Raw genomic sequence first — 24,498 nt, 5'->3', positions numbered from 1 at the left:
GCTCGGCTGAAGGAAATTTTTTCCTGAAAGGCCTTCCCATACTGCCGACCGATTCTGGTACGGTGAAAATCTAGTCGCGGAGGGGGGTGATTCCAAGTGGATTCCACGCAGGAGCTCGACCTGAACGCGCTGGAGATCTCGGATCTGATCGAGGATTCGAACTACAGTGACGAGACGCTGTCGCAGGCCATGGCAGCCTCGACCACGACCACCGGCTGCACGACCAGTTCGTGTTCGTCTTCGTCGTCCTGACCGGAAGCGAGAAATGTCTCTGCTGCCGGGCACTGTTCACCGAATGCGCGCCCACCGGCAGTGACCTTTCCGGATACAGGAAGGGGGGTGATTTCGAATGGATTCCACGCAGGAGCTGGACCTGAACGCGCTGGAGATCTCGGACCTGATCGAGGACTCGAACTACAGCGACGAGACGCTGTCGCAGGCCATGGCAGCGTCGACCACGACCACCGGCTGCACGACCAGTTCGTGTTCGTCCTCGTCGTCCTGACCGGCGGCTAGACGGGTCGCTGCCGCCGGGCGCCATTCGACGAGTGCGCGCCCGCCGGCAGCGACGCACCGGGGGTCCTCAAGTCCCCATGGCAAGGTGCATCGTTTTTGTGGAGGTTCGTGTGCACGTCTTTGTGACGGTTCCCCTCGACGAGGGGGGTGCGACGGTGACGCGGAGAATCCGCGGTTTCCTCACCGACCTGTTCGGGCCGGAGCAGCCGGCCTGGCCCGGTGACTACTACTTCGTGCGCACCTGGGACCGGGGGAACGGGCGCGACTGCCTCCAGGTCAGCCTCCAGTCCGGCACGGCCACGGCCGACGAGGCGCGTGACCGGCTCCGACGTGCGGCGGACGCCCACGCCTTACGGCCCGCCGTGGCGGAACTCCCCTTCGAGGAGATCCCTTCACCGCTGTGGAACTCCGGGATCGGCGGGGACGGGTTCGACGCCGCGGCCAAGCGCCTCTACCGCGCCGTGGCACCCCTTCTCGCCCGCAGCGTGTCGGCGATCGGCGACGACAAGGCCAAGGCGTACCTGCTGGCGTTGGACCTGATGGTCGCGAACGCGGCAGCCACCGTGCTGGAGTCCGAACAGCGGCAGCTGTCCTCCCGGGGCTTCGGCGAGCTGCTCGGTCTGCGCATGCTCAGCTATCGGTCACACTACGAGGGCGCCAAGAACGCGCTGGCCAAGGACCCCGATTCCTTCGAGCGTCGCTGCGCGGCGTACTACGACAAACTCGGCACGCATGTCCGGGAATTCATCCGGAGCTGTGCGGCATCACCGGTGCCCGCCCTCGATGACGACGAGCCGGCAGGTGCCTGGGCGGATGTCGTACGGCAGCACTTCGGAGCACTGCGCGAAGAGTGCCGGGCCGGTCTCATCACCCATTTCGGCCCCACTCTCGACGACTTCCACGAGCACCACGACGATCAGATGTCGCCCAGCAGCTTCCATGCGAAAAAGCTGTCCGCGGAAATGTCAGATCTGCTGCATCGGAGCCCGGACTTCCTGGCGTACCGAATTCAGGCGAGCCTGCTGTACAGCTGTCTCCACACGATGGGATTCAGCCTGACCGAACGGTTCCTGTTCTGCTATGTTCTCGCGCGCGCCAACGAGGAAGTTTCGGGAAAATCTACCGAGGAGCTGGCGCAAGGACTCGATGCCGTCGCCCGGGAAATCGCGCATCGGCAGCCTGTCACCACGAGCCACCGGGATCAGGCGCACCGTCGATCCGGTGAAGAAATTGTCAAGCAGATCTAGGGATTTGCGGGGGGAGAATCATGCGCATCACGCTCGTTAATGTGCCGTGGAGTCCGATCGGGTTTCCGTCGGTGGCTCTCGGCCTGCTCAAGAGCCTCACGCTCAAGGAGTTTCCCGACGCCCAGGTCGACGTGGTGTACGGAAACCTCGACTTCGTCGACTGGATCACCTCTCGTCGCCCCGACTTCAATTACGAGGACTACCGCTACTACGACCTCGAGAGCTGCTACATCGGGACCGGGGACTGGGTGTTCTCCTCGGCCCTCTATCACGATCCGAAGTGGCGGGTCCCGGAGTTCCTCGAGCAGTTCGGCCCCCGGTCGGAGTCCGTGCCCGGCCAGGATCTGGCGCACGGCACGACCGAGGAAAACCAGATGCGGACCACGCTCTGGCTGCACGAGCACGTCGAGGAGTTCACCGACGAACTCGCCCGCCGGATCGCCGCCGGCGAACCTGATGTCGTCGGCTTCACGACCACATTCCAGACCCTCACCGCATCCATGGCGGTCGCCCGGCGGCTCAAGGAACTCTCGCCCCGGACGGTGACCGTGTTCGGCGGTGCCAACTGCGAAGGGTCGATGGGCGAGGCGCTGCACCGCAACTTCGACTTCGTCGACTACGTGGTCCGCGGCGAAGGCGAACTGGCCTGGCCGGGGCTGCTGCGCGCGTTGACCACGGACGAGGCGGCCTTCGAGACCGTGCCGGGGCTGTGCTGGCGGGACGAGAGCGGTTCCTCGGTGTACAACGCCGTGAGCACCAAGCCGCTGCCACCCGCCGCGATGGTGCTGCCCCACTATGACGAGTACGTCGAGCAGTTCGCGAAGTCACACGCCCGGTTCTGGCTGGAGCCCAGGCTGATCCTGGAGAGTTCCCGCGGCTGCTGGTGGGGCGAGAAGCACCACTGCACCTTCTGCGGCCTGAACGGCGCCAGCATGATGTTCCGCAGCAAGCGGCCTGACCAGTTCATCGAGGACCTCGTGACGCTCGCCAGGCGTCACAGGATTCTCGATGTGATGCTCGTGGACAACATCCTGGACATGGCCTACCTGGACTCGATGCTTCCCGCGCTCGCCGACGCCGGGATCGACCTCCGGCTGATGTACGAGATCAAGGCCAACCTGCGCTACGAGCAGCTGGAGGTCATCTCGAAGGCCGGAGTGGTCTGCGTCCAGCCCGGGATCGAGAGCCTGAACAGCAAGGTGCTGAAGCTCATGGACAAGGGTGTCTCCGGCTGCCTGAACGTGCGCATGCTGCGGGACGCCGAGTCGCTGGGTCTGACCGTCGCCTGGGCCTACCTCTACGGCTTCCCCGGGGAAACCGCAGAGGACTACACGAAGGTCATCGAGCAGTTCCCCAAGCTGCACCACCTGGAGCCGGCCGGCGGCGACGACCGGCTCGCGGTCCAGCGGTTCGCCCCGTACTTCGAGAATCCCTCGCTCGGCTTCGAGGAGCGGTGGGCGGCCCCTCAGTACGGACTCACCTATGACCTTCCCGAGAAGGAACTGTTCGACATCGCGTACATCTTCAAAGCGACGCACAAAGGTATCGGGAACGACACGGCGTGGAAGCTGCGGGCCGCCATGGGGGAGTGGCGCGACGCGCGCTGGCGCAGCCAGCTGTCGTACTTCGAGACCGAAGAGGGCATCACGCTCACCAACACCCGGCCGGGCTTCGACTGGGACGTCATCCAGCTCACCACCGACGTCGAGATCGCGCTCTTCCAGATGCTCGACCAGCCGAGGTCGCTCACGTACCTGGAGCGCGAGTGCACCAAGCGGTTCGGGGGGACGGACGTCGGCGCCGTGATCGACCGGTGGATGGAGCTGGGGCTGCTCTTCACGGACGACGGCCGCATGATCCACGTCGTCACGAGGGACCGCAACCAGAGGTTCATGCAGATCCGGGCGGGCCAGGGACTGGCGGCGCTGTCGGAGGCCGACCGTCCGTCTTCAGAGTCCGTAGCAGTGTGAGAGGCGAGGCTGCCATGCCGACGATGAACGATGCCGCGACCCTTCCCGGTAACGGGTTCGATGTCCGGTTCAGTATGTGGCGCCACGGTCAGGCGACGGTACGCGCGTTGCCGGACATGCACCTCGGCGACGGTGTGCTCGGCGGGGACACCGCGGACGAGGCGCGCCGGATCTACGAGTCCGGCGTGCGGTTCGTGTCGATCGAGCCCCTCGTCGACCTCGGTGGACGCGCCGGGACGGAGCACGTCATCCCCGCGCTCTCCTTCATCCGCGACCTCACCAGTTACGGCGTGGAAGTGGACTGGCGGGCGGAGATGACGGAGCCGGACGGCCCCGAGTGGTGGGTGTTCAGCCACCTCTTCCCCCCGTCGGTCCTGGAGGGGCCGCGCGGTGCCGAGGCACTGGGCATCTGGCGGGCGAGGTACCACGTGGGCAGGTGCTTCTTCCGCCGAGGTCCGGGATTCCTGCAGATCCGGGACCGGCGCCACGGCGGTCTGCGCCGGCTCACGGTCTCGGACGACGCCTATGTCTCCGCGATCGAGTCGCTGGTGGCCGACCGCGGAGCGGACTCCGTGCCGGCCGCGGCGATGTCGGCGTTCGAGAAGCACCGCCTGGCCGTCCGGATCGGCGGCGGTGTCTGGTGGGCGCCCTACCGGCTGAGGCGCTGGGCCTCGCCGTCCTGGGAGGTATGAGCGCGGAGGCGAAGGCCCGGCGGGGAAGACAACGGTTGGCGGGACTGGGGCGTTCGGAGGCACAGCATGTACATCAGCATCGTCTTGTGGAACTTGGAGAAGTCGGACGCCACGGTCGAAAGCCTTCGTGAGTACCTTCGCGACTACGCGGTGGACGCGTACTCCACGCTCAAGGGGATGCGGATGAAGACCTGGTTCGCGGACGCCGAGAAGGGGTACTGGGGGGCGGTGTACCTCTGGGACGGCGTGAACATGGAGAACCCGCTGTCGGTGAGCCGGGCGATCGAGCTCATCGGCTATCCGCCGACCACCACGAGCGTTTTCGCGGTCGAGGCGATCGCGGAAGGCGTCAGCGTGATCGAGTCGTTCGCGGGCGTCGGCCGCGCCTTCGAGGAGGCGTCCGCCACCGACCCGGTCGGTGAATGGCGTATGCGGTCCTGACACCGCCGGGTGCGACCTGGCGGGAAGGACCGCTGCCCCCGGTTCGTCAGTGGTGGCCGCTGCCGTGTGAGGTGCTCACCACTGACGAACCGAGGCCGGGGAACCGGGGGTCCGAGGCGCAGAGGTGCTCAGCGGTTGGCCGCGAGGTTCCGGTGAATCCTCTCGTGCAGGGCGATGCCGAGGGAGACGGACACGTTGAGGGACTCGGTCGAGCTGATCATGGGGATCGACACCGAGGCGGCGGACGCTTCCTGGAACAGGGCGGAAGGCCCGGTCTTCTCGCTGCCGAACAACAGGGCCAGCCGGTCGGGACGGTCCCCGAGGTCCTTCACGGACAGCTCGCCGCCCGCGCTGAGCGTCATCATCTGCAGACCGCTGTCCCGGATGAAGGCGACGGCCTCCTCGCGCCCGGCGAGGACGACGGGAAGCGAGAAGACGTAACCCCGGCTGGCCCGTTGCAGACGCCGGTCCGCGATGCTGGTGATGTCGCTGTCGACCAGGATGATCCCCGACGCTCCGAGCGCGAGCGACGTCCGGACGATCGCGCCGATATTCCCGACGATCTTCACCCCGTCGAGAACGACGACGTCACCGCTCCGGCTTGCGATATCGCTGAACTTGGCGGGGCGGGGGACGCGGGCGATGCCGAACGTCTTGGGCTTCCGCTCGCCCTTGAACAGCTGATTGACGATCGACGAGTCGATGAGGCGGACCGGAATGTTCTTCCGCCTGCACAGCTCCAGCAACTCGGGGGAGAAAGGAACGCTGTCGCTGCCGTAGACCTCGATGAACTCCACGCCGGCCGCGATGCACTGCAGGAGCGGCTCGCTGTCCTCGATCAGCGTTGTCTTGATGTTGGATCGCGATGGCTTGGTGACATCGATGATCCGCTGCACCGCGGGATCGGAGGGATTGGCGATGGTGTCCAACTCAGTCATGGTCGTCCTAGCGGCTGCTGTTTTCAGCGACGCGACGCAAGGGGAAGTCGTCGCCCTCTGACAAAACTCCCCGCTCTTCCCCAGCCGAGGCGGCCCGCGCGGTCTAATCCGCACACGAAGCATTCGCCCGAATTGTACATTCCTGGGTCGGGTCGAGCCAATCCGGCTTGACGATAGCAAGGCCGTGTTCGCCCCGCGGGCGCCGGGGCTGTCGAGGTCGCTTCCCGGCAGCGGACCGGTGGCCGAGACGTGCAACTGGCAGCAGAAGAGCGACCGGTGGCCCGCCGCACCGGCCCTCGCCCGTAGCAGCGGACCGTCCGCGACAGCGGCCGCAAGGCCGCCCCCGCCGGGCCGGCCGCACCGTGCACAGCGAACTCGCGCCGGGGCCGTGACCGGCGCGGGCGAATATCCCGGGCTGCGCCGGGTGTCCGCATGGTGGGCTGCGGAAAGGGTGGGGGGTATTGCGCGTTACCATCCCGAGATGTCGGCCAGGTTGGAAGCAGCGGGAATTGCGGAGGCGGCGCGGCGGCTCGGGGCGGTGGTGCGGCGTACTGCGCTGGAGGAGAACGCGCGGTTGTCGGCCCTCGTCGGGAGCCGGGTTCTGCTGAAGCGGGAAGACAGCCAGATCTGCCGCTCGTACAAGGTGCGGGGCGCGTTCAATCTGATTTCCTCGCTCACGGATGAGGAGCGGCGGCGCGGTGTCGTCTGCGCCAGTGCGGGCAACCACGGCCAGGGGGTCGCCTTCGCGTGCAGCCGGCTGGGCATAAGGGGCCGGGTGTTCGTGCCGTCCAATACTCCGCGGCAGAAGCGGGAGCGCATCGCGGCGTTCGGTGGTGACGCCGTCGAGCTGGTCGTCGTCGGCAGCACTTATGACGAGGCCAGCGCCGCCGCGCACTGGGACAGCGAGGACACCGGCGCGGTGTACGTCCATCCCTTCGACGATGTGCGGACCATGGCGGGTCAGGGCACGGTCGCGCAGGAGATCACGGAGCAGGCGGACGGTGCCGTGGACACCGTGGTGGTGCCGGTCGGTGGTGGCGGCCTGATCAGCGGGGTCGCGGTGTGGCTGCGGGAGCACTCGCCGGGCACCCGGATCGTCGGTGCCGAACCGGCCGGTGCCGCGAGTATGCGGGCCGCGCTGGAGAACGGCGGGCCGGTCGCGCTGCACGGGCTTGATTCCTTTGTCGACGGGGCGGCCGTGGGCAAGGTGGGCGAGACGGCGTATCCGCTGGTCAAGGAGCTGGTGGATGAGGTCGTCGCGGTGGACGAGGGGGCGCTGTGCACCGAGATGCTCGACCTCTACCAGACCGACGGCATCATCGCCGAACCCGCCGGGGCGCTGGCCAGCGCGGCGGCCCGGCAGGTTCTGCCGGGGACGGGGGCGGGCACCACGGTGTGCCTCGTCTCCGGCGGCAACAATGACGTGAGCCGGTACGCCGAGGTGGTGGAGCGGTCCCTGGTGCATGTGGGGCTGCGGCACTACTTCCTGGTGACGTTCCCGCAACAGCCGGGCGCGCTGCGGCATTTCCTCGACGATGTGCTCGCCAAGGGGGAGGACATCGTCGCCTTCGAGTACGTGAAGAAGAACAACCGGGAAACCGGTCCGGCCCTTGTGGGCATTGAGCTGGAGCGTCCTCAGGATCTCGACAGCCTGTTGCGGCGGATGCAGGACAGCCCTTTGCTGATCGATCGCATTGCGCCGGGATCTCCCTGGTTCTCCCTCGTGCTGTGAGAGGGGGTGGGCATGCGGCCGGCGGATCTCGGGCGGGAGTGCGGGGTTTCGGCGCAGGCGGTGCGGGACTACGAGCGGGACGGGTTTCTGCCGGCTGCTGAGCGCAGCCGTAGTGGATACCGGATGTACACCGAGGTGCATGCGGCGGCGCTTCGCGCCTACCTCGCGCTGGTTGCGGGGTACGGGCACGCGGAGAGCGGGCGGATCATGAACGCGGTGCACGCGGGCGAGGTGGGGGACGCGCTGGCGCTCATCGACCGTGGGCACGGGCGGCTGCTCCGGCGCGGGGGGTATCCGCTGGACCGCATCGCGGGTGTGGTGCGGCAGATCCGTACGGCCGGCGGCACCGGCATCCTGGCCGCGGTCCTGGACGACTGGCGGCGCCGGCTCACCGTGCGGGGCCTGGCCATGCTCGACGCGTCCGCCCGGCTCAGCCACTATCTGCGGCTGAGTGAGGCCGTCGCGCCGGAGGGAAGCCGGGAGGTGGGGGGCCTCACGGGTGGGCGAGGTCCTGGCGGGCGTGGAGGTCGGGGGTGAAGAACTCCTCCACCCGGAGCACGCCCGCCAGCGTGGCGAAGTAGCGGTCCATCAGCTGCTGGTCACCGGCGACGGTGCGCAGCATGGACAACCGGTGCTCGGGCACTTCGAGTGCGGCGACGGACAGCGTCGAGTGGTAGGCGTCGATGAGGATCTCGTCGCGCTGGTAGGCGTACTCCTCCAGCCCGTCGAGCAGCTTCTCCGGGTCGCGCAGGCCGGTGCCGACGCAGTCCACCAGCAGCTGCGCCTGACGGAAGGCGTCGGTGATGCCGCGGGCGGTGATCGAGTCCTTGTGGTGCCCGGCGTCGCCCACCAGCGCCCAGCCGAGCCCGGCCGCCTCCCGGAAGTAGTTCCGCTGGTCGCCGGTGCCGTGCAGCCGCTCCAGCGGGGTCTGCGAGGCGATCTTCGCGTACAGCTCCGGGGCGGTGTCGCGGACCGCCTCCAGGTAGGCGCCCATCGCGTCCTTGCGGACCCGCTCGAACTCGGACTGCGGGAAGTACGCCGCGATCAGCGTGGCGTTGTCGTTCGTGGGCACCGTGCCGACCCAGCGCTGCGGCGCCTCGTACAGCTCGAAGCGGTCCGTGACGCCTTCCCAGTACGTGTAGTAGGCGCAGGTCACGGCCGGGTGCTCGGTGGTGATGCGGGAGTCGACCATGGTGGCGAAACGGGAGCGCATCCCGTCGGCGCCGACCACCAGGCGGGCGTGCTCCTCCGTGGTGGTGCCGTCGGAGGTACGGCAGCGCACCCCGGTGGCCCGGCCCTCGTCGTCGGAGAGGACGTCGGTGACGGTGCAGCCCTGGCGGAACTCCGCGCCGGCGGCGACCGCGGCGTCCGCGAGGATCTCGTCCAGCAGGTGGCGGCGCGGCGCGTAGGCCGCGCGGTGGCCGTCGACCGGGATCGAGCAGCCCTCGATGCGGATGTCCGCGGTCCGGTAGACCGCCCGGTCCAGCGGCGGACAGCCGGTGGCGATCACCTTGTCGAGCACGCCCCAGCGCCGCAGCAGCGCCACACCGGGCTGGTGGATGTAGAGCGTGCTGAGCGTGTCCCGGGGGAACTCGGCGCGGTCCACCATCAGCACCCGGTATCCGGCGCGTGCGAAGAGCATGGCCGTAGAGGCACCGGCGCAGCGCGCCCCGACCACGATGACGTCGTACACAGTCGACTCCCTGACCCGCTCGTGACCCGCCGGGCGGGCCAACTACCTGCTCGGGGACGCTAGGGAGGGCGGCCATCGCGGCGTCATCGTGACGTTATTCCCGGCCGCTCCGGGGGAGGCGGCGGTGTCCTGATACGGCGTCGATAGGGGCGTCCGCTACCGTCTCCGGCCGAGTCCGGCCCCGGTCGTACCTCTCCTGTGCCGTATCTCCCGAAGGGTTGAACATGACTGTTTCCCGCGCCGCGAGGGGGCCGCACAGCGCCCTCGACCCGGAGTGGTTCCGCCGGCCCCGCCCGGTGTCCGAGCCCCGGCTGCGGCTGGTCTGCTTTCCGCACGCGGGCGGCGCGGCCAGCTTCTTCCGTGACTGGCCGCGGTGGCTGCCGGCGGACGTCGAACTGGCCGCGGTCTGCTATCCCGGCCGGGAGGACCGGATCGGGCTGCCCGCCGTCGAGGTGATGGACGAACTGGCCGACCGGATCGCCGAGGCGCTGGTGCCCGCCCTGGACCGGCCGCTCGCCTTCTTCGGGCACAGCATGGGCGCCTCGGTCGCGCACGAGGTGGCGATGCGGATCGAGCGGCGCCACGGGCGGGTGCTGCGCCGGCTGGTGGTCTCCAGCCGCAGCGCCCCGTCCCGGCTGCGGCCCTCCGGGCTCTCCCGGGCGAGCGACGAGGTGCTGGTGCGCGATGTGCAGGAGCTGGGCGGGACGTTCTCCGCCGCCCTCGACCACCCCGATCTGCGGGAGCTGCTGCTGCCCACGATCCGCGCCGACTACCGGCTGATCGACGACTACCGGCCGGCCGAGCCGTCGCCCCGGATCGCGGTGCCGGTGACCGCCCTGCTCGGCGACCGTGACCCGCATGTCGGGGAGGCCGACATGCGGGCCTGGGCCGAGGTGACCGAGGGGGACTTCGGGCTCCGGGTGCTGCCCGGGGACCACTTCTACCTGCTGGAGCAGGCACCCTCTCTGGTGACCGAGCTGGGCAGGCTGCTCACCAGCGGCTGACGGGCCGGCAGCCCGGCCGAGAACCGGACGGCGAGGGTGCGCAGCGCGTCCACCGTCCGGTCCGGGCCGTAGCGCCCTGTCAACTCCCGGGACACCAGGTGGAATTCGGTGCAGCCGAGCACCACACCGGTGCAGTCGTACCGCCGCAGGAGGCGGTCCACCTCCGGCAACGCCTCCTGCGGCAGCGGGCCGTGGCGCTTCATCCGGTAGATCAGCCGGTGCACCCGGGCCTGGTCGTCCTCGCCGGGGCGCACCACCCGGTGGGCCACGGCGTCCCAGCCGGGCTCGGACTCGAAGATCCGGGCCCGGCGGCTGCCCTCCGTGGACAGCATCAGGAACCGGCCGGGCACACCGGCCAGTTCCGCCGCCGTGGTCTCCACCAGGGACACCACCCGCGCACGCAGCACCGGATCGATCAGCGGCAGGAAGTGGTGCGCCGTGAAGCACACCACGACCACCTGGTCGGCGCCCCGCTCCAGCAGCTGGGCCAGCCGGTCCGACAGCCGCTCGGTCATCTCCCGGGTACGGCCCTGCCGGATGGCCTCGGTCCGGTCGGGGAAGGCCGGATCGGAGTCCAGCAGCACCCGCGGACGGGACTGCTCCGGCCCGTGCCACTCGCCCGCGTACAGCGTCCGGAGGAACTCCGCCGAGGCCAGCGGGCCCATCCCGCCCAGGACGCCGAGCACCGCCGAGGCGGGCAGCACCGGAGTGGTCATCGGGCGCTCCCCGCCGCCGCGCCGGACGCGGGGCTCCCCGGCCGGGTGATCCGCGGCGCGAGGACGGCGCAGATCTCGGCGGCCGGCTCCGGCTCCAGCATCTTCGCGTGCTCGCAGTCCACCTCATGGATCTCCAGCTCGCCGTCGAGGAACTCCTTCCACGCCTGCGGGCTGGTCCACTCCTGCTGCTTCTGCGTGGCCACCACCAGCAGCATCGTGCCGCGGAACCGGTCCGGGCGGCGGGCGTTGGTGAGCGTCACGTTGTTCACCATGATGTCCAGCGCCACGGCCCGCTGGGCGTCGTCGAGATGGCGCAGCTCGCTCTCGCCGCGGCCCAGCCAGTCGGTGATCCGGGCCCGCATCACCTCCGTGTCCGGCAGCTCCGGCGAGGCACCCTCGGGCAGGCCGTAGATCCCGGCGTAGCCCTCGTACATCTGCGTGAGGATCTCCTCAGGACCGCCGGTGCCGGGCCCGTCGGCCGGGGCCGGGTAGGCGTCGAGCACGGCGAGCAGCGCCACCTCCTCGCCCTGCGCCTGGAGCGCGGTGGCCACCGCGTGCGCCATGATCCCGCCGAGCGACCAGCCCAGCAGGTGGTACGGACCGGCCGGCTGCACCCGGCGCATCTCGCGGACGTAGTCAGCGGCCATCTCGTCGAGCGAGCGGGCCGGTTCCTCGGTGCCGTCCAGGCCCCGGGACTGCAGGGCGTACACCGGGTGGTCGGGGTCCAGCGCGCCGAGCAGCGCGGCGTAGCGCCAGCTGAAGCCGGCGACCGGGTGCACACAGAACAGCGGCGCCGTGCCGCCCGCCGTGCGCAGCGGCAGCATCACCTCGAACGCGCTGCTGCCGCCCCCGGCGAGCTGGGCGGCGAGCCGGGCCGGGGTCGGCGCGGCGAAGACGTCGCGCAGCGCCGGGGCGCCGCCCAGGAGCGCGGCGAGCCGGCTCACCAGCCGGGTGGCCAGCAGCGAGTGCCCGCCCAGCTCGAAGAAGTTGTCGTCCACGCCCACCTGTTCGGCGCCCAGGACCTCCGCGAAGAGGCGGCAGAGCAGCTCCTCCTGCGGGGAGGACGGCGGCCGGGTGTGCCGCCCGGTGACCGGGGCGGGCGCGGGCAGCGCCCGCTGGTCGAGCTTGCCGTTGGGCGTCAGCGGCCAGCCGTCGACGACGACGAACGCGGAGGGCGTCATGTACGAGGGGAGCAGCGCGGCGGTCTCGTCCCGCAGGGCCGCCGGACTCAACGGTGCGGCGTCCGGGGCCGGTTGGACGTACGCGACCAGGCGGCGGTCGCCCGGCCGGTCCTCGCGGACCGTCACCACGGCCCGGCCCACCCCGGCGCACCGGCTCACCGCCGCCCGCACCTCGCCGAGTTCGATGCGGAAGCCGCGCACCTTGACCTGGCTGTCGGCCCGGCCGCAGAAGCGGAGCCGCCCGTCGCCGTCCCAGTACGCCAGGTCCCCGGTGCGGTACATCCGGGCCCCGGGGCCGCCGTACGGGTCGGCGACGAAGCGCTCCGCGGTCACCGCCGGCTGGTGCAGATAGCCGCGTGCCACCCCGGTGCCGGCGACGTACAACTCGCCCACCACACCGGCCGGTACCGGCTGGAGGGCCGGGTCGAGCAGATACACCCGGGCGCCGTCGATCGGCCGCCCGATGACCGCCGCCCCGTCCGCCGCGCCGTCCGCGCTCCGCGGGTCGCGGACCGCGAAGCTGACGTCGCAGGTGGCCTCGGTGGGCCCGTACGCGTTGATCAGCATCCGGTCCCGGCCCCAGAACGCGGCCAGTTCGGCGGGCAGTACTTCGGCGCCGGTGATCATCACGCGCAGCTCCGGCAGCTCGGCCCGGGGCACCTCGGCCAGTACCGACGGCGGGATCATCAGATGGGTGATCCGGCGCTCCCGGAGGACCGCGACCAGCTCCGCGCCGGTGGGCGTTCCCTCCGGCACGACCAGGCACCCGCCGCACAGCAGCGACCAGAACAGCTCCGCGACCGAGACGTCGAAGCTGGGCGAGGCGAGCTGGAGCGCCCGGCTGCCCTCGCCGACGCCGTAGTGCGCGGCCTGGTTGGCGGCGAACGCGGCCAGCCCGGCGTGCGGGACCACGACGCCCTTGGGGCGCCCCGTGGTGCCGGAGGTGAAGATGGTGTACGCCGGGTGGGCCGGCCGCAGCGGGGCGGTCCGCTCCGCGTCGGTCAGGTCGGCGCCGGACAGCTCCGCACACGCGCCCGTGGTGGCGGCGTCGTCCAGCAGCAGCACCGGCACCGCACCGGTCTCCGGCAGCCGCCCGGCGAGCGCGGCGGTGGTCAGCAGCAGGACCGGACCGGCGTCCGCCACCATCGCGGCGAGCCGCTCCGCCGGATAGCCCGGGTCCAGCGGCAGATAGACCGCACCGGCCTTCTGCACGGCGAGGACGGCCTCCGCCAGGTGCCCGGACGGCGGCAGCGCGACCGCCACCGCCCGCTCGGGGCCCGCCCCGCGCGCGACCAGCAGCCGCGCCAGCCGGTTGGCCCGCGCGTTGAGTTCCGCGTAGCTGAGGACGGTGTCCGTCTCCAGCGCGGGACGGTCCGGGGCGCGGCGCACCTGGCGCTCGAAGAGCGCGGCGAAGGTGGCGGCCTGCGGGGCGGTGCGCCGGTGCGGCCCGTCCTGGAGCAGCGCGTCCCGCTCGTCGGCGGAGAGCACCGCCAGCCGGCTGACCGGCAGGTCGGGGCCCTCACAGGCATGGGCCAGCAGCCGCGCCAGCCGGTCGCAGAGCAGCCGCGCGGTCGCCGGGTCGAAGAGCTCGGCGGCGCATTCCAGCAGGCCGCCGATGCCCGCCGGGCGGCCCTCGGGGGTACGGGACTCGCTCAGGTTGAACGCGAGGTCGACCTTGGCGGCGCCCTCGGCCTCGCCCTCGAACGTGACGTCCAGGCCCGGCAGTTCCAGGGTGGCGCGGCCGGTGTTCTGGAGGATCAGCGCGACCTGGGCGAGCGGCGCGTGGGACAGCGTCCGGGTGGGGTTGACCGCCTCGACGACCCGCTCGAAGGGCACCTCCTGGTGCGCGTACGCGGCCAGGTCGGTCTCCCGGACGCGCCCCAGCAGCTCCAGGAAGGTCGGGTCGCCGGACACATCGGTGCGCAGCACCAGGTTGTTGACGAAGTAGCCGACCAGCTCCTCCAGCGCCTCGTCGGTGCGCCCCGCCACCACGGTGCTGACCGGGATGTCGCTGCCCGCGCCGAGCCGCGACAGCAGGACCGCCAGCCCGGCCTGGAGCACCATGAAGACCGTGGTGTCGGACCGCCGGGCCAGCTCGGTGAGCCGCTCGTGCACCGCGGCGTCCAGGGCGAACGGCACGCTCGCGCCACGGTGACCGGCGACCGCCGGGCGGGGACGGTCCAGCGGCAGGTCCAGCAGCTCCGGCGTGCCCGCCAACTGCGCACGCCAGTAGGTGAGTTGCCGCGACAGCAGGCTGTCCGGGTCGTCCTCGGAGCCCAGCAGCTCCCGCTGCCACAGCGCGTAGTCGGCGTACTGCACCGGCAGCGGCCGCCACCGCGGCGCACCGCCCCGCCGCCGCGCCCCGTACGCCACGGACAGGTCCCGGACCAGCGGCCCCAGCGAGGAGCCGTCGCTCACGATGTGGTGCATCAGCAGCAGCAGGACGTGCTCACGGTCCGAGATCCGCAGCAGCGTCACCCGCAGCGGCAGCTCCCCGGCCAGGTCGAAGCCGCGCCCGGTCCGCTTGGCGAGGGCCGCGGCCAGCTGCTCCTCGCCGTCGAGGGTGACGAACTCCGGCTCCGGGCGGGCCTCCTCGGCGGGCACCACGATCTGGCAGGGTGCGCCGGCCACCTCCGTGAACCGGGTGCGCAGCGCCTCGTGCCGCTCGATCACGTCCCACACGGCGGCCCGCAGCGCGTCCCGGTCCAGGGTGCCGCGCAGCCGCAGCGGCAGCGGGATGTTGTACGTGGGGCTCAGCCCCTCCAGCTGGAAGGCGAACCACAGGCCGCGCTGGGCGTACGACATCGGCAGCCGCTCCGGGCGCACGGCCGGCACCAGGGCCGGGCGGGTGCCGTCCGCCTGCGCCAGCCGCGCGGCCAGCCCGGCCACCGTCGGCGACTCGAAGACGGCGCGCACCGGCAGTTCCACCCCGAAGGCGGCCCGGATGCGGCTGAGCAGCCGGATCGCGGTGAGCGACTGCCCGCCCAGCGCGAAGAAGCTGTCGTCCACCCCCGGGCAGGGGCGGCCCAGCACGCTCTCGAAGAGGCCGCGGAGGAGGTCCTCGGTGGCCGAGTACGCGGTGCGCTCGACCGGGGGCAGTACCCCGGCCTCGCCGTCGGCGCCGGGCTCCGCGGCCGGGGCGCCTTCGGGGTCCAGGTGCCGGAAGACGGCCGGCAGCGGGCAGACGAGGTCGGCGACGGCCTGCCCGGGACCGGCGACGATCTCGCGCAGTACGCCTTCCAGCGCGCCGAGCACGGCCGCGGCCTCGTCCCGGTCGAAGAGGTCGGGACGGTACTCCAGCTCGGTCTGCAGCCGCTCCCCGGTGAGACCGGCGACCACCCGCAGCGGGTAGTGCGCGGAGTCATGGCCCTCGGTGACCTCGACCCGCACCCCCGCGTACGAGGGCCGGGCGCCGTCGTCGCCGGGGGCGTTCTCGAACACCAGGAAGGTGTCGAAGAGATCGCCGTCCCCGGCCAGCCGCTGGATGCGCGCGAGGCCGAGGTGGTGCCGGGTGAGCAGCACGGTCTGCTCGTCCTGGAGCCGGGCGAGGTGGTCCGCCACCGGGGCGTCCGGGGCGAGCCGCACCCGGACCGGGACGGTGTTGATGAACATCCCGACCATCGACTCGATCCCGGCGACCTCCGGCGGGCGGCCGGAGACCAGGGTCCCGAAGACCACGTCGTCACGGCCGGTCAGCCGGCCCAGGACCACCGCCCAGGCGCCCTGGACCAGGGTGTTCACGGTCAGTCCGCGCTGCCGGGCGAACCGTTCGAGGTCACCGCCGAAGCCCTCGGGGAAGGAGGCCGCCACCCGCTCCGGTGCGACCGGCGCCCGGCCCGGGTCGGCGGGCGCCACCAGCGAGGGGCCGGGCAGCCCGGCCAGCGCCTCCCGCCAGGCCCGTTCACACCCGGCGTCGTCCTGCGCGGCCAGCCAGGAGAAGTAGTTCCGCTGCGGCACGGCCGGCGGCAGGGCCCGGTCGTCGCCGCCGTGCTCGTACAGGGTGAACAGCTCCCGTACGAGGATCGGGGTGGACCAGCCGTCCAGCAGCAGATGGTGGTTGGAGAGCACCAGCCGGTGCCGCTCGGGCCCGAGGCGGACCAGGGTGAACCGCATCAGCGGCGGACGGTCGAGCGGGAACCGGCGGGCGCGGTCGGCGGTGAGGAACTCCGCCAGCCGTTGCGGCGCGTCGTCCCGGCCGCCGAGGTCGAGTTCCTCCCAGGGGAGCGGCACCTCGCGGTGGATCACCTGGAACGGCTGGCCGTTGGCGCGTTGCCGGAAGCCCGCCCGCAGGTTGGGGTGGCGCGTCAGGAGCGCCGCCACCGAGGCCTTGAGCAGGTCGGGGCGCAGCGGTCCGTCGAGGGCGAGGACCATCTGGACGCCGTAGACGTCGACCGCCTCGTCGTCGTACCAGGAGTGGAAGAACATGCCTTCCTGGAGAGGCGTCAGCGGAAGGACGTCTTCCAGCGCGGACTGCTTTTTCATTCAGAGCATCCCCAGTTCTGCTTCAAGTGCGTCGATCTCGTCCTGGGAGAGGCCGAGGGAGAGATCGGAGGGTGTGTGGCCGCCGGTCCCGGTGCCGGCGGTGTGGGCGGCCAGGGCGTCCAGCGCCTCGAACCAGAGCCCGGCCAGCTCGCGCACGTCCGGCTCCGCGAGCAGGCCGGCCGGCCAGGACCAGGTGGCGTTCAGCCGCGGGCCCTCCGGCAGGTCCTCGGTGAGGGCGTTGACCTCCAGGGCGTGCGGGACCACGGCCCCGGCGTCGCGCGGGGCGGGGGACGGCAGACCGTTTGCCATGGTCCACAGCCCGCCGCCGTCCCCGTCCGCCGCCGCGAACCGGCCCAGGTAGTTGAACCCGAGTCGGGGGGAAGGGAGTTCGGCGAGCTGCGGCGCGGTGTGCGGGTTGAGGTGGCGCAGCATGCCGTACGGGACGCCGTTGCCGGGCAGTGCGCGCAGCTGCTCCTTGACCGTCTTCAGCGCGGCTCCCACGCCGGGGCCGCCGGCCCGCAGCTCCGACGGGTCGACGGCCGCGGGGGCCAGCAGCGCCGGGTAGAGGCTGGTGAACCAGCCGACGGTGGCCGACAGGTCGGCGCCGTCGAGGATGTCCTCGCGGCCGTGGCCCTCCAGGTCGACCAGGACACCGCCCGCCGAGCGGTCGCCGCGCCGGCGGCGCCACTCCTGGACGGCGAGCGCGAAGCCGGTCAGCAGGACGTCGTTGACGTTCGCGTGGAAGGCGGCCGGCACCGACGTCAGCAGCGGCTCCAGGCGCTCCGGCGGCAGGTGGAGCGTCAGATGGCGCACGGTCTCCGAGGTGTCGGTCCGCGGGTCCAGCGGCCGTACGCCGGGCAGCGCGCCCGCCGCCGGATCGCTGAGCACCGAGGTCCACTGCGCGAGGCCGTCCTCCCAACGGGGTTCCTGCGCGCTCTCCGTGAGCCGCCGCGCCCACTCCCGGAACGAGGTGCGGACCTCGGCGAACGCCGGGTCCCGTCCGTCCGCCGTGGCCTCCCAGGCCGTCCGCAGGTCGGGCAGCAGGATGCGCCAGGAGACGCCGTCCACCGCGAGGTGGTGGATCAGGATCTGGAGCAGTCCCGGTGCCGTGTCCCCGGCGTCGTACCAGACGAGCTGGACCACGGACCCGTCGTGCGGGGAGAGCCGCAGCCGGGCCTTCTCCCCGTGCTCGGTGAGGGTCAGGTCCCGTTCGCCGTCCGGCAGTCCGGCGATCTCCACCCGGCGCACGACGGAGTCAGCGGGCACGGACCCGGGCGCGCCGACCACCGGCGACAGCGTGCCGTCCCCGGCCCGCGCCATCCGCAGCCGCAGGGTGTCGTGGTGGTCGAGCCAGCGCTGTACGGCCTCGGTGAGCCGCCGCTCGCCGAGCCCGGCCGGGACCCGGACGGTCACCGACTGGTTGAAGCCGTCGGTGGGTCCGTCCTGGGCGTACAGCCAGTGCATGATCGGCGTCAGGGGGAACGCGCCCACACCGTCGTCCGCGGGGCGCGGCGCGGCGTCCCCGGCGACCTCCGTGGCGACGGCGGCGAGCGCGGCGGTCGTACGGCACTCGAAGACCTGCCGGACCGTCACCTCCAGCCCCGCGGCCCGCGCCTGGGAGACCAGCCGGATGGAGCTGATGCTGTCCCCGCCCAGCTCGAAGAAGCTGTCGTCGATGCTGACGTGGGCGACCGCGAGCACCTCGGCGAAGACCCGGCACAGCGTCTCCTCGCGGGCGGTGCGCGGGGCCCGCCCGGCCGGGGCGCCGGTGTACTCGGGGGCGGGCAGCGCCTTCTGGTCGAGCTTGCCGTTGGCCGTCAGCGGCAGTGCCTCCAGGGCGACGACCGCGGCCGGGACCATGTGCTCCGGCAGCGCGGCGGACACATGGGCCCGCAGCACGCCCGCGTCGGGCAGCCCGTCCGCCCCGGCCTCCGGCACCGCGTAGGCGACCAGCCGCTTGTCCCCGGGGGTGTCCTCCCGCACGACGACCCGGGCCTGCGCCACCGCCGCGTGGGTCTCGAACACCGCCTCGATCTCGCCGAGTTCGATCCGGAAGCCGCGCACCTTCACCTGGTCGTCGGCGCGCCCCAGGTATTCGAGCTGCCCGTCGGCCGTCCAGCGTGCCACGTCACCGGTGCGGTACATCCGGGCACCGGGCGGGCCGTACGGGTCGGCCACGAACCGCGCGGCGCTCAGCGCGGGCCGGTGCAGATAGCCGCGGGCCGGTCCGGCGCCCGCCACATACATCTCGCCGGGCACGTTCGGCGGCAGCAGCTCCAGCCGGTCGCCCAGCACGTACACCCGCAGGTCGGGGATGCCCCGGCCGATCAGGCTGCGGATCTGCCCGGCCACCGCCCGTTCGTCCAGCGGCAGATGGCTGACGTGCACGGTGGTCTCGGTGATCCCGTACATGTTCACCAGGACCGGGGCGGTGTCCCCGTGCCGCCGGTACCACTCGGCCATCCGGCCCAGGTCCAGCGCCTCCCCGCCGAACACCACCCGGCGCAGCGCCAGCCGGCGGCTCAGGCCGGGGTGTTCCGCGTCGGCCTGCATCAGCTGGTAGAAGGCGGACGGGGTCTGGTTGAGGACGGTCACCCGCTCGTCGGCCAGCAGCCGCAGGAAGTCCTCCGGGGAGCGGCTCACCGCGTACGGCACCACGACCAGCCGGCCGCCGTGCAGCAGCGCACCCCACAGCTCCCACACCGAGAAGTCGAAGGCGTAGGAGTGGAACAGCGTCCACACGTCGTCCGGGCCGAACCCGAACCACTCCTCGGTCGCCGCGAACAGCCGGGCGACATTGCGGTGCGGTACGACGACGCCCTTGGGGCGGCCCGTCGAGCCCGAGGTGTAGATGACGTAGGCGGCGTTCGACGGCGAGAGCGGGCCGCCGCGGTCCTCGTCGGTGAGGTCGCCACCGTCGTACCCGGCCAGCGCGCGGACCGTGTCCGGGTCGTCCAGCAGCAGGGTCCGGGGCCCGGAATCCGGCAGCCCGGCCGCGGCCCCGGTGGTGCTGAGCAGCAGCTCGGGGCCGGAGTCGGCCAGCATGTACGCGGTCCGGTCCGCCGGGTAGGACGGGTCCACCGGCACATACGCCGCACCGGACTTCACCACCGCGAGCAACGCCACGACCAGCTCGGCGGTCCGCGGCAGCGCGAGCGCCACGAAGCGCTCCGGGCCGGCGCCGTGCGCCACCAGCAGCCGGGCCAGCCGGTTCGCCCGCGCGTTGAGGTCGCGGTAGGTCAGCGAGGTCCCCTCGTGCACCACGGCCACCGCGTCCGGGGTGCGTGCCGCCTGCGCCTCGAACAGCTGCGGAAGCGTGGCCGGGGGCGCCTCGTCGGCGGTGCCGTTCCACTCCGTCAGCAGCCGGTCCCGTTCACCGGGCGCCAGCAGGTCGATCGCGCTCACCGGGCGGTCCGGCGCGGCCGCGGCGGCCGTCAGCAGCCGCACCAGGCGCTCGGCGAGGGCCCGCGCCCCGTCGCGGCCGAAGAGGTCCTCGGCGTATTCGAGGGAGCCGGTCAGCCCCGCCGGGCGGCCGGTGTCGGTGAACCGTTCGCGCAGCCCGAAGGACAGGTCGGACTTGGCCGCCTCCAGCGCGGTCGGCTCGGCCGCCATCCGCACCTCGTCGTGCAGTCCGCGCGGCGCCTCCGCGTTGTTCTGGAGGTGCAGCATCACCTGGGCGAGCGGGATGTGCGAGAGCACCCGGGAGACCTGCGCCGCCTCGACGACCCGCTCGAAGGGCACGTCCTGGTGGGCGTAGGCGGCGAGGTCGGTGTCCCGGACCCGGGCGAGGAGTTCGCGGAAGGTGGGGTCGCCGGAGACGTCGGTGCGCAGCACCAGGGTGTTGATGAACAGGCCGACGAGGTCGTCGAGGGCGTCGTCGGTGCGTCCGGCGACGGCGGTGCCCAGCGGGATGTCGGTGCCCGCCCCGAGCCGCGACAGCAGCGCGGTGACCGCCGTGTGCAGCACCATGAACAGCGTGGAGTCGGTGGCCTGCGCGAGGTCCGCCAGCCCCTGGTGGACCTCGGCGCCGACGGCCACCTCGACGGTGCTGCCCCGGTGCGAGGCGACGGCCGGCCGGGGATGGTCGAGCGGCAGCTCCAGCAGCTCCGGGGCACCCGCCAACTGCGTGCGCCAGAAGTCGAGTTGCCCGGATATCAGGCTGTCCGGGTCGTCCTCGGAGCCCAGTGTCTCCCGCTGCCAGAGGGTGTAGTCGGCGTACTGCACGGCGAGCGGCTCCCAGGCCGGGGTGGCGCCGCCGTGGCGCGCGGTGTAGGCGGTGGACAGGTCGTTGAGGAGCGGCGCGAGGGACCAGCCGTCGCCCGCGATGTGGTGCAGCAGGAGCAGCAGTACGTGCTCGTCCTCGCCGAGGCGGTAGAGGGCGGCGCGCAGCGGGGTCTCACGGGTGAGGTCGAAGGCGTACGCGGCCTGTTCGGCGAGGAGACCGGGGAGTCGGTCCTCGGTGGTGGTGACGAGGGGGAGGGCGGGGCGCGCCTCGCCGGCGGGGAGGACGGTCTGCCGGGGCTCGCCCTCGTGCTCGGTGATGCGGGTGCGCAGGGTCTCGTGGCGCGCGGTGAGGTCGGCGAGGGCCTCGGTGAGGGCGGGGTGGTCGAGCGGTCCGGTGAGCCGCAGGGCGTGCGGGATGTTGTAGGTGGGGCTGGGGCCTTCCAGCCGGTAGGCGAACCAGAGGCGGCGCTGCGCGGGGGAGAGGGGGATGTGCGGCGGGCGCGGGGCGGCGGCGGTCAGCGGGCCGCGCGCCGTCCGCGCGGTGGCGAGGCGGGGCGCGAGCGCGGCGACGGTGGGGTGCTCGAAGAGGGCGCGCAGCGGGAGTTCGGCGTGCAGGGCGCTGCGGATACGGCTGAGGAGCTTGGTGGCGAGGAGGGAGTGGCCGCCGAGGTGGAAGAAGTTGTCGTCGACGGTGACCGCGGGCAGGCCCAGCACCTCGGCGAAGAGGGTGGTGAGGGTCTCCTCGGTGGCGTCGCGGGGCGCCCGGCCGGCGGTCCCGGCGCGGGAGGCGTAGTCGGGGGCGGGCAGCCGGTCCCGGTCGACCTTGCCGTTCGGGGTCAGCGGCCACCGCTCCAGCACGACCACGGCGGACGGCACCATGTAGTCGGGCAGCGACTCCGCGACCCGCTCCCGCAGCACCGCGGGGTCGGGCGCTTCCGCGTCCCTGGCTCCCGTCACATGGGCGACCAGCCGCCGCCCGGCGGCCGGGTCGTCGTGGACCGTGACCAGCGCCTCGGCCACCAGCCCGGTGGCGCTCAATGCCGCCTCGATCTCGCCGGGTTCGATGCGGAAGCCGCGGATCTTCACCTGGTGGTCGGTGCGGCCGAGGAACTCCAGCTGTCCGTCGGCCCGCCACCGCGCCAGGTCGCCGGTGCGGTACATCCGGCTGCCCGGTGCCCCGTACGGATCGGCCACGAACCGCTCCGAGGTCAGCCCCGGCCGCCCCAGATAGCCCCGCGCGAGGCCCGGCCCCGTGACGTACAGCTCGCCCGCGACCCCCGCGGGCACCGGGCGCAGCGACGCGTCCAGGACGTAGACCCGGGCGTTGGGGATCGGGCCGCCGATCGGCGGCGCCTGGGCGCCGGACAGCGGGGCGCTCAGGGTGGCGCAGACCGTGGCCTCGGTCGGCCCGTAGGCGTTCACCATCCGGCGCCCGGCCGACCAGCGGCCCACCAGCTCGGGGGCGCAGGCCTCGCCCGCCACCACCAGGGTCATCCCGGCCGGCAGGCTGTCCGGCGCCATGACGCCGAGCGCGGCGGGCGGCAACGTGGCGTGGGTGACGCGCTGTTCCGCCAGCAGCCGGGCCAGCGGCTCGCCGGGCGCCAGCCGGTGCGCGGGCGCCACCACGAGCGCGGCACCGGTCGTGAGCGCCATGATCAGTTCCCAGGCCGCGGCGTCGAAGCTCAGCGAGGCGAACTGGAGCACCCGGGACCGCGGCCCCACTCCGAAGGCCTCGGCGTGGGCGGCCGCCAGCGACGCCACTCCGGCGTGGGTGACCTCGACGCCCTTGGGGCGGCCGGTGGAGCCGGAGGTGTAGATGACGTACGCGGGGTGCTGGAGGCCGGCGCGGGCGCCGAGGGGCGTGTCGGGGCGCGCGTCGAGGTCGGCGACCACGGCGGGGTCGTCCAACAGGAGGCGGGGGCAGCCGGCTTCGGGCAGGGCGACGCCGGTGAGGGTGAGGAGGCAGGCGGGGCGGGCGTCGCCGAGCATGTGGGCGATCCGCTCGGCCGGGTACTCCGGGTCGACGGGCAGGTAGGCGCCGCCCGCCTTGTGCACCGCCAGCGCCGCCACCACCATCTCCGGTGAGCGCGGCAGCGCCAGCGCCACCACCCGCTCCGGGCCCACGCCCCGCTCCACCAGCAGCCGGGCCAGCCGGTTCGCCCGCTCCGACAGCTCCCCGTACGACAGCACCCGGTCCTCGAACACCACGGCGGGCGCCCGCGGATCGCGGGCCGCCCAGGTCTCGAACAGCTCCGGCATCGTCTCCTGCGGGACCGTGCGGCCGGTCGCGTTGCGCTCCACGACCAGCTGCCGGTGCTCGGCCGCGTCCAGGACCGGGGCCTGGCTCACGGCCCGGTCCGGCGCCGCGGTCACCGCGTCGAGCACCCGGACCAGCCGCTGCGCCAGGACCTCCGCGCTCTCCTCCCGGAACAGGTCCACGGCGTACTGGATCTCACCCGCCATGCCCGCCGGGTCCTGCTCGGGTCCGTACCGCTCCTCCAGGTAGAAGGTCAGATCCACCTTGGCCACCCCGGTCGCCACATCGCCGAACGAGGCCTCGACGCCCGGGATCGAGAAGGTGCTCTCCGCGTTGCTCTGGAGGGTCAGCAGCACCTGGAAGAGCGGGCTGTGGGACAGCGACCGGTCCGGGTTGACGGCCTCCACGACCCGCTCGAACGGCACGTCCTGGTGGGCGTAGGCGGCCAGGTCGGTGTCCCGGACCCGGGCCACCAGCTCCCGGAACGTCGGATCGCCGGAGACATCGGTGCGCAGCACCAGGGTGTTGACGAAAAAGCCCACGAGGTCGTCCAGCGCCTCGTCGGTACGGCCCGCCACGGCGGTGCCGACCGGGATGTCGCTGCCCGCGCCCAGCCGCGACAGCAGGACCGCCAGCCCGGCCTGCACGACCATGAAGACCGTGGCGTCGCACTCCCGGGCCAGCTCCACCAGCCGCCGGTGCAGACCGGCGTCCAGGGAGTAGCGCACGGTCGCGCCCCGGTGGCTCGCCACCGCCGGACGCGGCTGGTCCAGCGGCAGCGCGAGCAGCTCCGGGGTGCCCGCCAACTGCCGTTGCCAGTAGTCGAGTTGCTCGGACAGCAGGCTCTCCGGGTCGTCCTCGGAACCCAGCACGTCCTGCTGCCACAGCGCGTAGTCGGCGTACTGGACCGGCAGCGGCTCCCACTCCGGGGCCCGGTCCGCGCAGCGGGCCGCGTACGCCTCCGACAGGTCGCGGGCCAGCGGCGCCATCGACCAGCCGTCGGCCGCGATGTGGTGCATCAGCAGCAGCAGGACGTGCTCCCGCTCGGCGACCCGGTAGAGGGTGACCCGCAGCGGCACCCCGGCCGTGAGGTCGAAGCAGTGCCGCGCCTGCTCCGCCAGCTCCGCGCTCAGCGCCGCCTCCCCGGCCAGCTCCACGCACCGGACCTCGGGACGCCCCTCCTCGGGGGACAGCACCACCTGGCGGGGCTCCCCGTCCTCCTCCGCGAACCGGGTCCGCAGCACCTCGTGCCGGCCGGTCACCTCCGCGACCGCGGCCACCAGCGCGTCCCGGTCCAGCTCGCCCGACAGGCGGACGTACAGCGGGCAGTTGTACGTCGCACTGGGTCCCTCCAGCTGGAACGCGAACCACAGCCGGCGCTGGGCGAACGACATGGGGAACAAAG

The 24,498-nt window shown here is 72.4% G+C and carries 14 protein-coding genes; 9 read left to right on the top strand and 5 right to left on the bottom strand.

Going from position 1 to position 24,498, the window contains the following annotated elements; genetic code table 11:
* Positions 1-96: 96 nt before the first annotated feature.
* The 6 genes from ACGFN2_RS04155 to ACGFN2_RS04130 all read left to right on the top strand — a co-directional run bounded on the left by ACGFN2_RS04155 (position 97) and on the right by ACGFN2_RS04130 (position 4,866).
* Positions 97-252 carry a thiocillin/thiostrepton family thiazolyl peptide gene (locus tag ACGFN2_RS04155; RefSeq protein WP_073444393.1) on the top strand — a complete coding sequence of 52 codons (156 nt, stop codon included), beginning with the start codon at positions 97-99 and terminating at the stop codon, positions 250-252.
* Between the two features lie 97 nt (positions 253-349).
* A complete protein-coding gene (locus ACGFN2_RS04150; protein ID WP_073444393.1) occupies positions 350-505 on the top strand; it encodes a thiocillin/thiostrepton family thiazolyl peptide in 156 nt (51 codons plus the stop codon).
* 121 nt (positions 506-626) lie between these two features.
* On the top strand, positions 627-1,763 hold the full coding sequence (locus ACGFN2_RS04145) for a hypothetical protein (RefSeq protein WP_393357366.1): 1,137 nt from the start codon (positions 627-629) through the stop codon (positions 1,761-1,763).
* A gap of 20 nt (positions 1,764-1,783) precedes the next feature.
* On the top strand, positions 1,784-3,733 hold the full coding sequence (locus tag ACGFN2_RS04140) for a RiPP maturation radical SAM C-methyltransferase (protein WP_393357364.1): 1,950 nt from the start codon (positions 1,784-1,786) through the stop codon (positions 3,731-3,733).
* A 23-nt stretch (positions 3,734-3,756) separates the two neighbouring features.
* The gene (locus ACGFN2_RS04135) at positions 3,757-4,425 is read left to right on the top strand and encodes a DUF5825 family protein (protein WP_393357362.1); all 669 of its coding nucleotides are present in this window, start codon (positions 3,757-3,759) and stop codon (positions 4,423-4,425) included.
* Positions 4,426-4,491: 66 nt separating this feature from the next.
* Positions 4,492-4,866, top strand: coding sequence for a hypothetical protein (locus ACGFN2_RS04130; RefSeq protein WP_393357360.1), 375 nt, complete (start codon positions 4,492-4,494; stop codon positions 4,864-4,866).
* A 128-nt stretch (positions 4,867-4,994) separates the two neighbouring features.
* Here ACGFN2_RS04130 and nshR read toward each other — a convergent pair whose 3' ends face one another.
* A complete protein-coding gene (gene nshR, locus ACGFN2_RS04125; RefSeq protein ID WP_393357358.1) occupies positions 4,995-5,804 on the bottom strand; it encodes an NshR/TsnR family 23S rRNA methyltransferase in 810 nt (269 codons plus the stop codon).
* A 481-nt stretch (positions 5,805-6,285) separates the two neighbouring features.
* On the opposite strand from nshR, the gene ilvA reads away from it, so the two are divergent.
* Together ilvA and ACGFN2_RS04115 are read left to right on the top strand one after the other, a co-directional pair.
* Positions 6,286-7,536, top strand: a complete 1,251-nt coding sequence (ilvA, locus tag ACGFN2_RS04120) for a threonine ammonia-lyase IlvA (RefSeq protein ID WP_362603049.1) — start codon at positions 6,286-6,288, stop codon at positions 7,534-7,536.
* 12 nt (positions 7,537-7,548) lie between these two features.
* Positions 7,549-8,073: a MerR family DNA-binding transcriptional regulator gene (locus tag ACGFN2_RS04115; protein WP_393357356.1), complete on the top strand. Its 525-nt coding sequence runs from the start codon at positions 7,549-7,551 to the stop codon at positions 8,071-8,073.
* On the opposite strand, the gene ACGFN2_RS04110 is transcribed toward ACGFN2_RS04115, so the two are convergent.
* Positions 8,030-9,229 (bottom strand): NAD(P)/FAD-dependent oxidoreductase, encoded by a 1,200-nt coding sequence (locus ACGFN2_RS04110; protein ID WP_362603044.1) that lies wholly within the window; start codon positions 9,227-9,229, stop codon positions 8,030-8,032. The two genes, ACGFN2_RS04115 and ACGFN2_RS04110, sit on opposite strands and share 44 nt — an antisense overlap.
* Positions 9,230-9,453: 224 nt before the next feature.
* On the opposite strand from ACGFN2_RS04110, the gene ACGFN2_RS04105 reads away from it, so the two are divergent.
* Complete coding sequence (locus ACGFN2_RS04105; protein WP_393357354.1) at positions 9,454-10,233, top strand: thioesterase II family protein; 780 nt, start codon at positions 9,454-9,456, stop codon at positions 10,231-10,233.
* On the opposite strand, the gene ACGFN2_RS04100 is transcribed toward ACGFN2_RS04105, so the two are convergent.
* From ACGFN2_RS04100 to ACGFN2_RS04090, 3 genes are read right to left on the bottom strand one after another with little or no spacing between them, the layout of a single operon-like run.
* Complete coding sequence (locus ACGFN2_RS04100) at positions 10,170-10,949, bottom strand: aspartate/glutamate racemase family protein (RefSeq protein WP_393357352.1); 780 nt, start codon at positions 10,947-10,949, stop codon at positions 10,170-10,172. The two genes, ACGFN2_RS04105 and ACGFN2_RS04100, sit on opposite strands and share 64 nt — an antisense overlap.
* The gene (locus ACGFN2_RS04095) at positions 10,946-16,612 is read right to left on the bottom strand and encodes an amino acid adenylation domain-containing protein (protein WP_393357350.1); all 5,667 of its coding nucleotides are present in this window, start codon (positions 16,610-16,612) and stop codon (positions 10,946-10,948) included. The genes ACGFN2_RS04100 and ACGFN2_RS04095 overlap by 4 nt, the downstream gene beginning before the upstream one ends.
* Positions 16,613-24,487, bottom strand: coding sequence for an amino acid adenylation domain-containing protein (locus tag ACGFN2_RS04090; RefSeq protein WP_393357348.1), 7,875 nt, complete (start codon positions 24,485-24,487; stop codon positions 16,613-16,615).
* Between the last annotated feature and the right edge of the window lie 11 nt (positions 24,488-24,498).

It is taken from the genome of Streptomyces sp. NPDC048612, from assembly GCF_043199295.1.
Taxonomy (GTDB): domain Bacteria; phylum Actinomycetota; class Actinomycetes; order Streptomycetales; family Streptomycetaceae; genus Streptomyces.
This window is presented reverse-complemented; position numbering and strand designations above follow the sequence as displayed.

Bases quoted from the DNA above. Each gene is read 5' to 3' on its own strand.
- ACGFN2_RS04150 (WP_073444393.1), top strand. From the start codon at position 350: ATGGATTCCACGCAGGAGCTGGACCTGAACGCGCTGGAGATCTCGGAC.
- nshR (WP_393357358.1), bottom strand. From the start codon at position 5,804: ATGACTGAGTTGGACACCATCGCCAATCCCTCCGATCCCGCGGTGCAG.
- ACGFN2_RS04130 (WP_393357360.1), top strand. From the start codon at position 4,492: ATGTACATCAGCATCGTCTTGTGGAACTTGGAGAAGTCGGACGCCACG.
- ACGFN2_RS04095 (WP_393357350.1), bottom strand. From the start codon at position 16,612: ATGAAAAAGCAGTCCGCGCTGGAAGACGTCCTTCCGCTGACGCCTCTC.
- ACGFN2_RS04100 (WP_393357352.1), bottom strand. From the start codon at position 10,949: ATGACCACTCCGGTGCTGCCCGCCTCGGCGGTGCTCGGCGTCCTGGGC.
- ACGFN2_RS04105 (WP_393357354.1), top strand. From the start codon at position 9,454: ATGACTGTTTCCCGCGCCGCGAGGGGGCCGCACAGCGCCCTCGACCCG.
- ACGFN2_RS04090 (WP_393357348.1), bottom strand. From the start codon at position 24,487: ATGTCGTTCGCCCAGCGCCGGCTGTGGTTCGCGTTCCAGCTGGAGGGA.
- ACGFN2_RS04140 (WP_393357364.1), top strand. From the start codon at position 1,784: ATGCGCATCACGCTCGTTAATGTGCCGTGGAGTCCGATCGGGTTTCCG.
- ilvA (WP_362603049.1), top strand. From the start codon at position 6,286: ATGTCGGCCAGGTTGGAAGCAGCGGGAATTGCGGAGGCGGCGCGGCGG.
- ACGFN2_RS04115 (WP_393357356.1), top strand. From the start codon at position 7,549: ATGCGGCCGGCGGATCTCGGGCGGGAGTGCGGGGTTTCGGCGCAGGCG.
- ACGFN2_RS04135 (WP_393357362.1), top strand. From the start codon at position 3,757: ATGAACGATGCCGCGACCCTTCCCGGTAACGGGTTCGATGTCCGGTTC.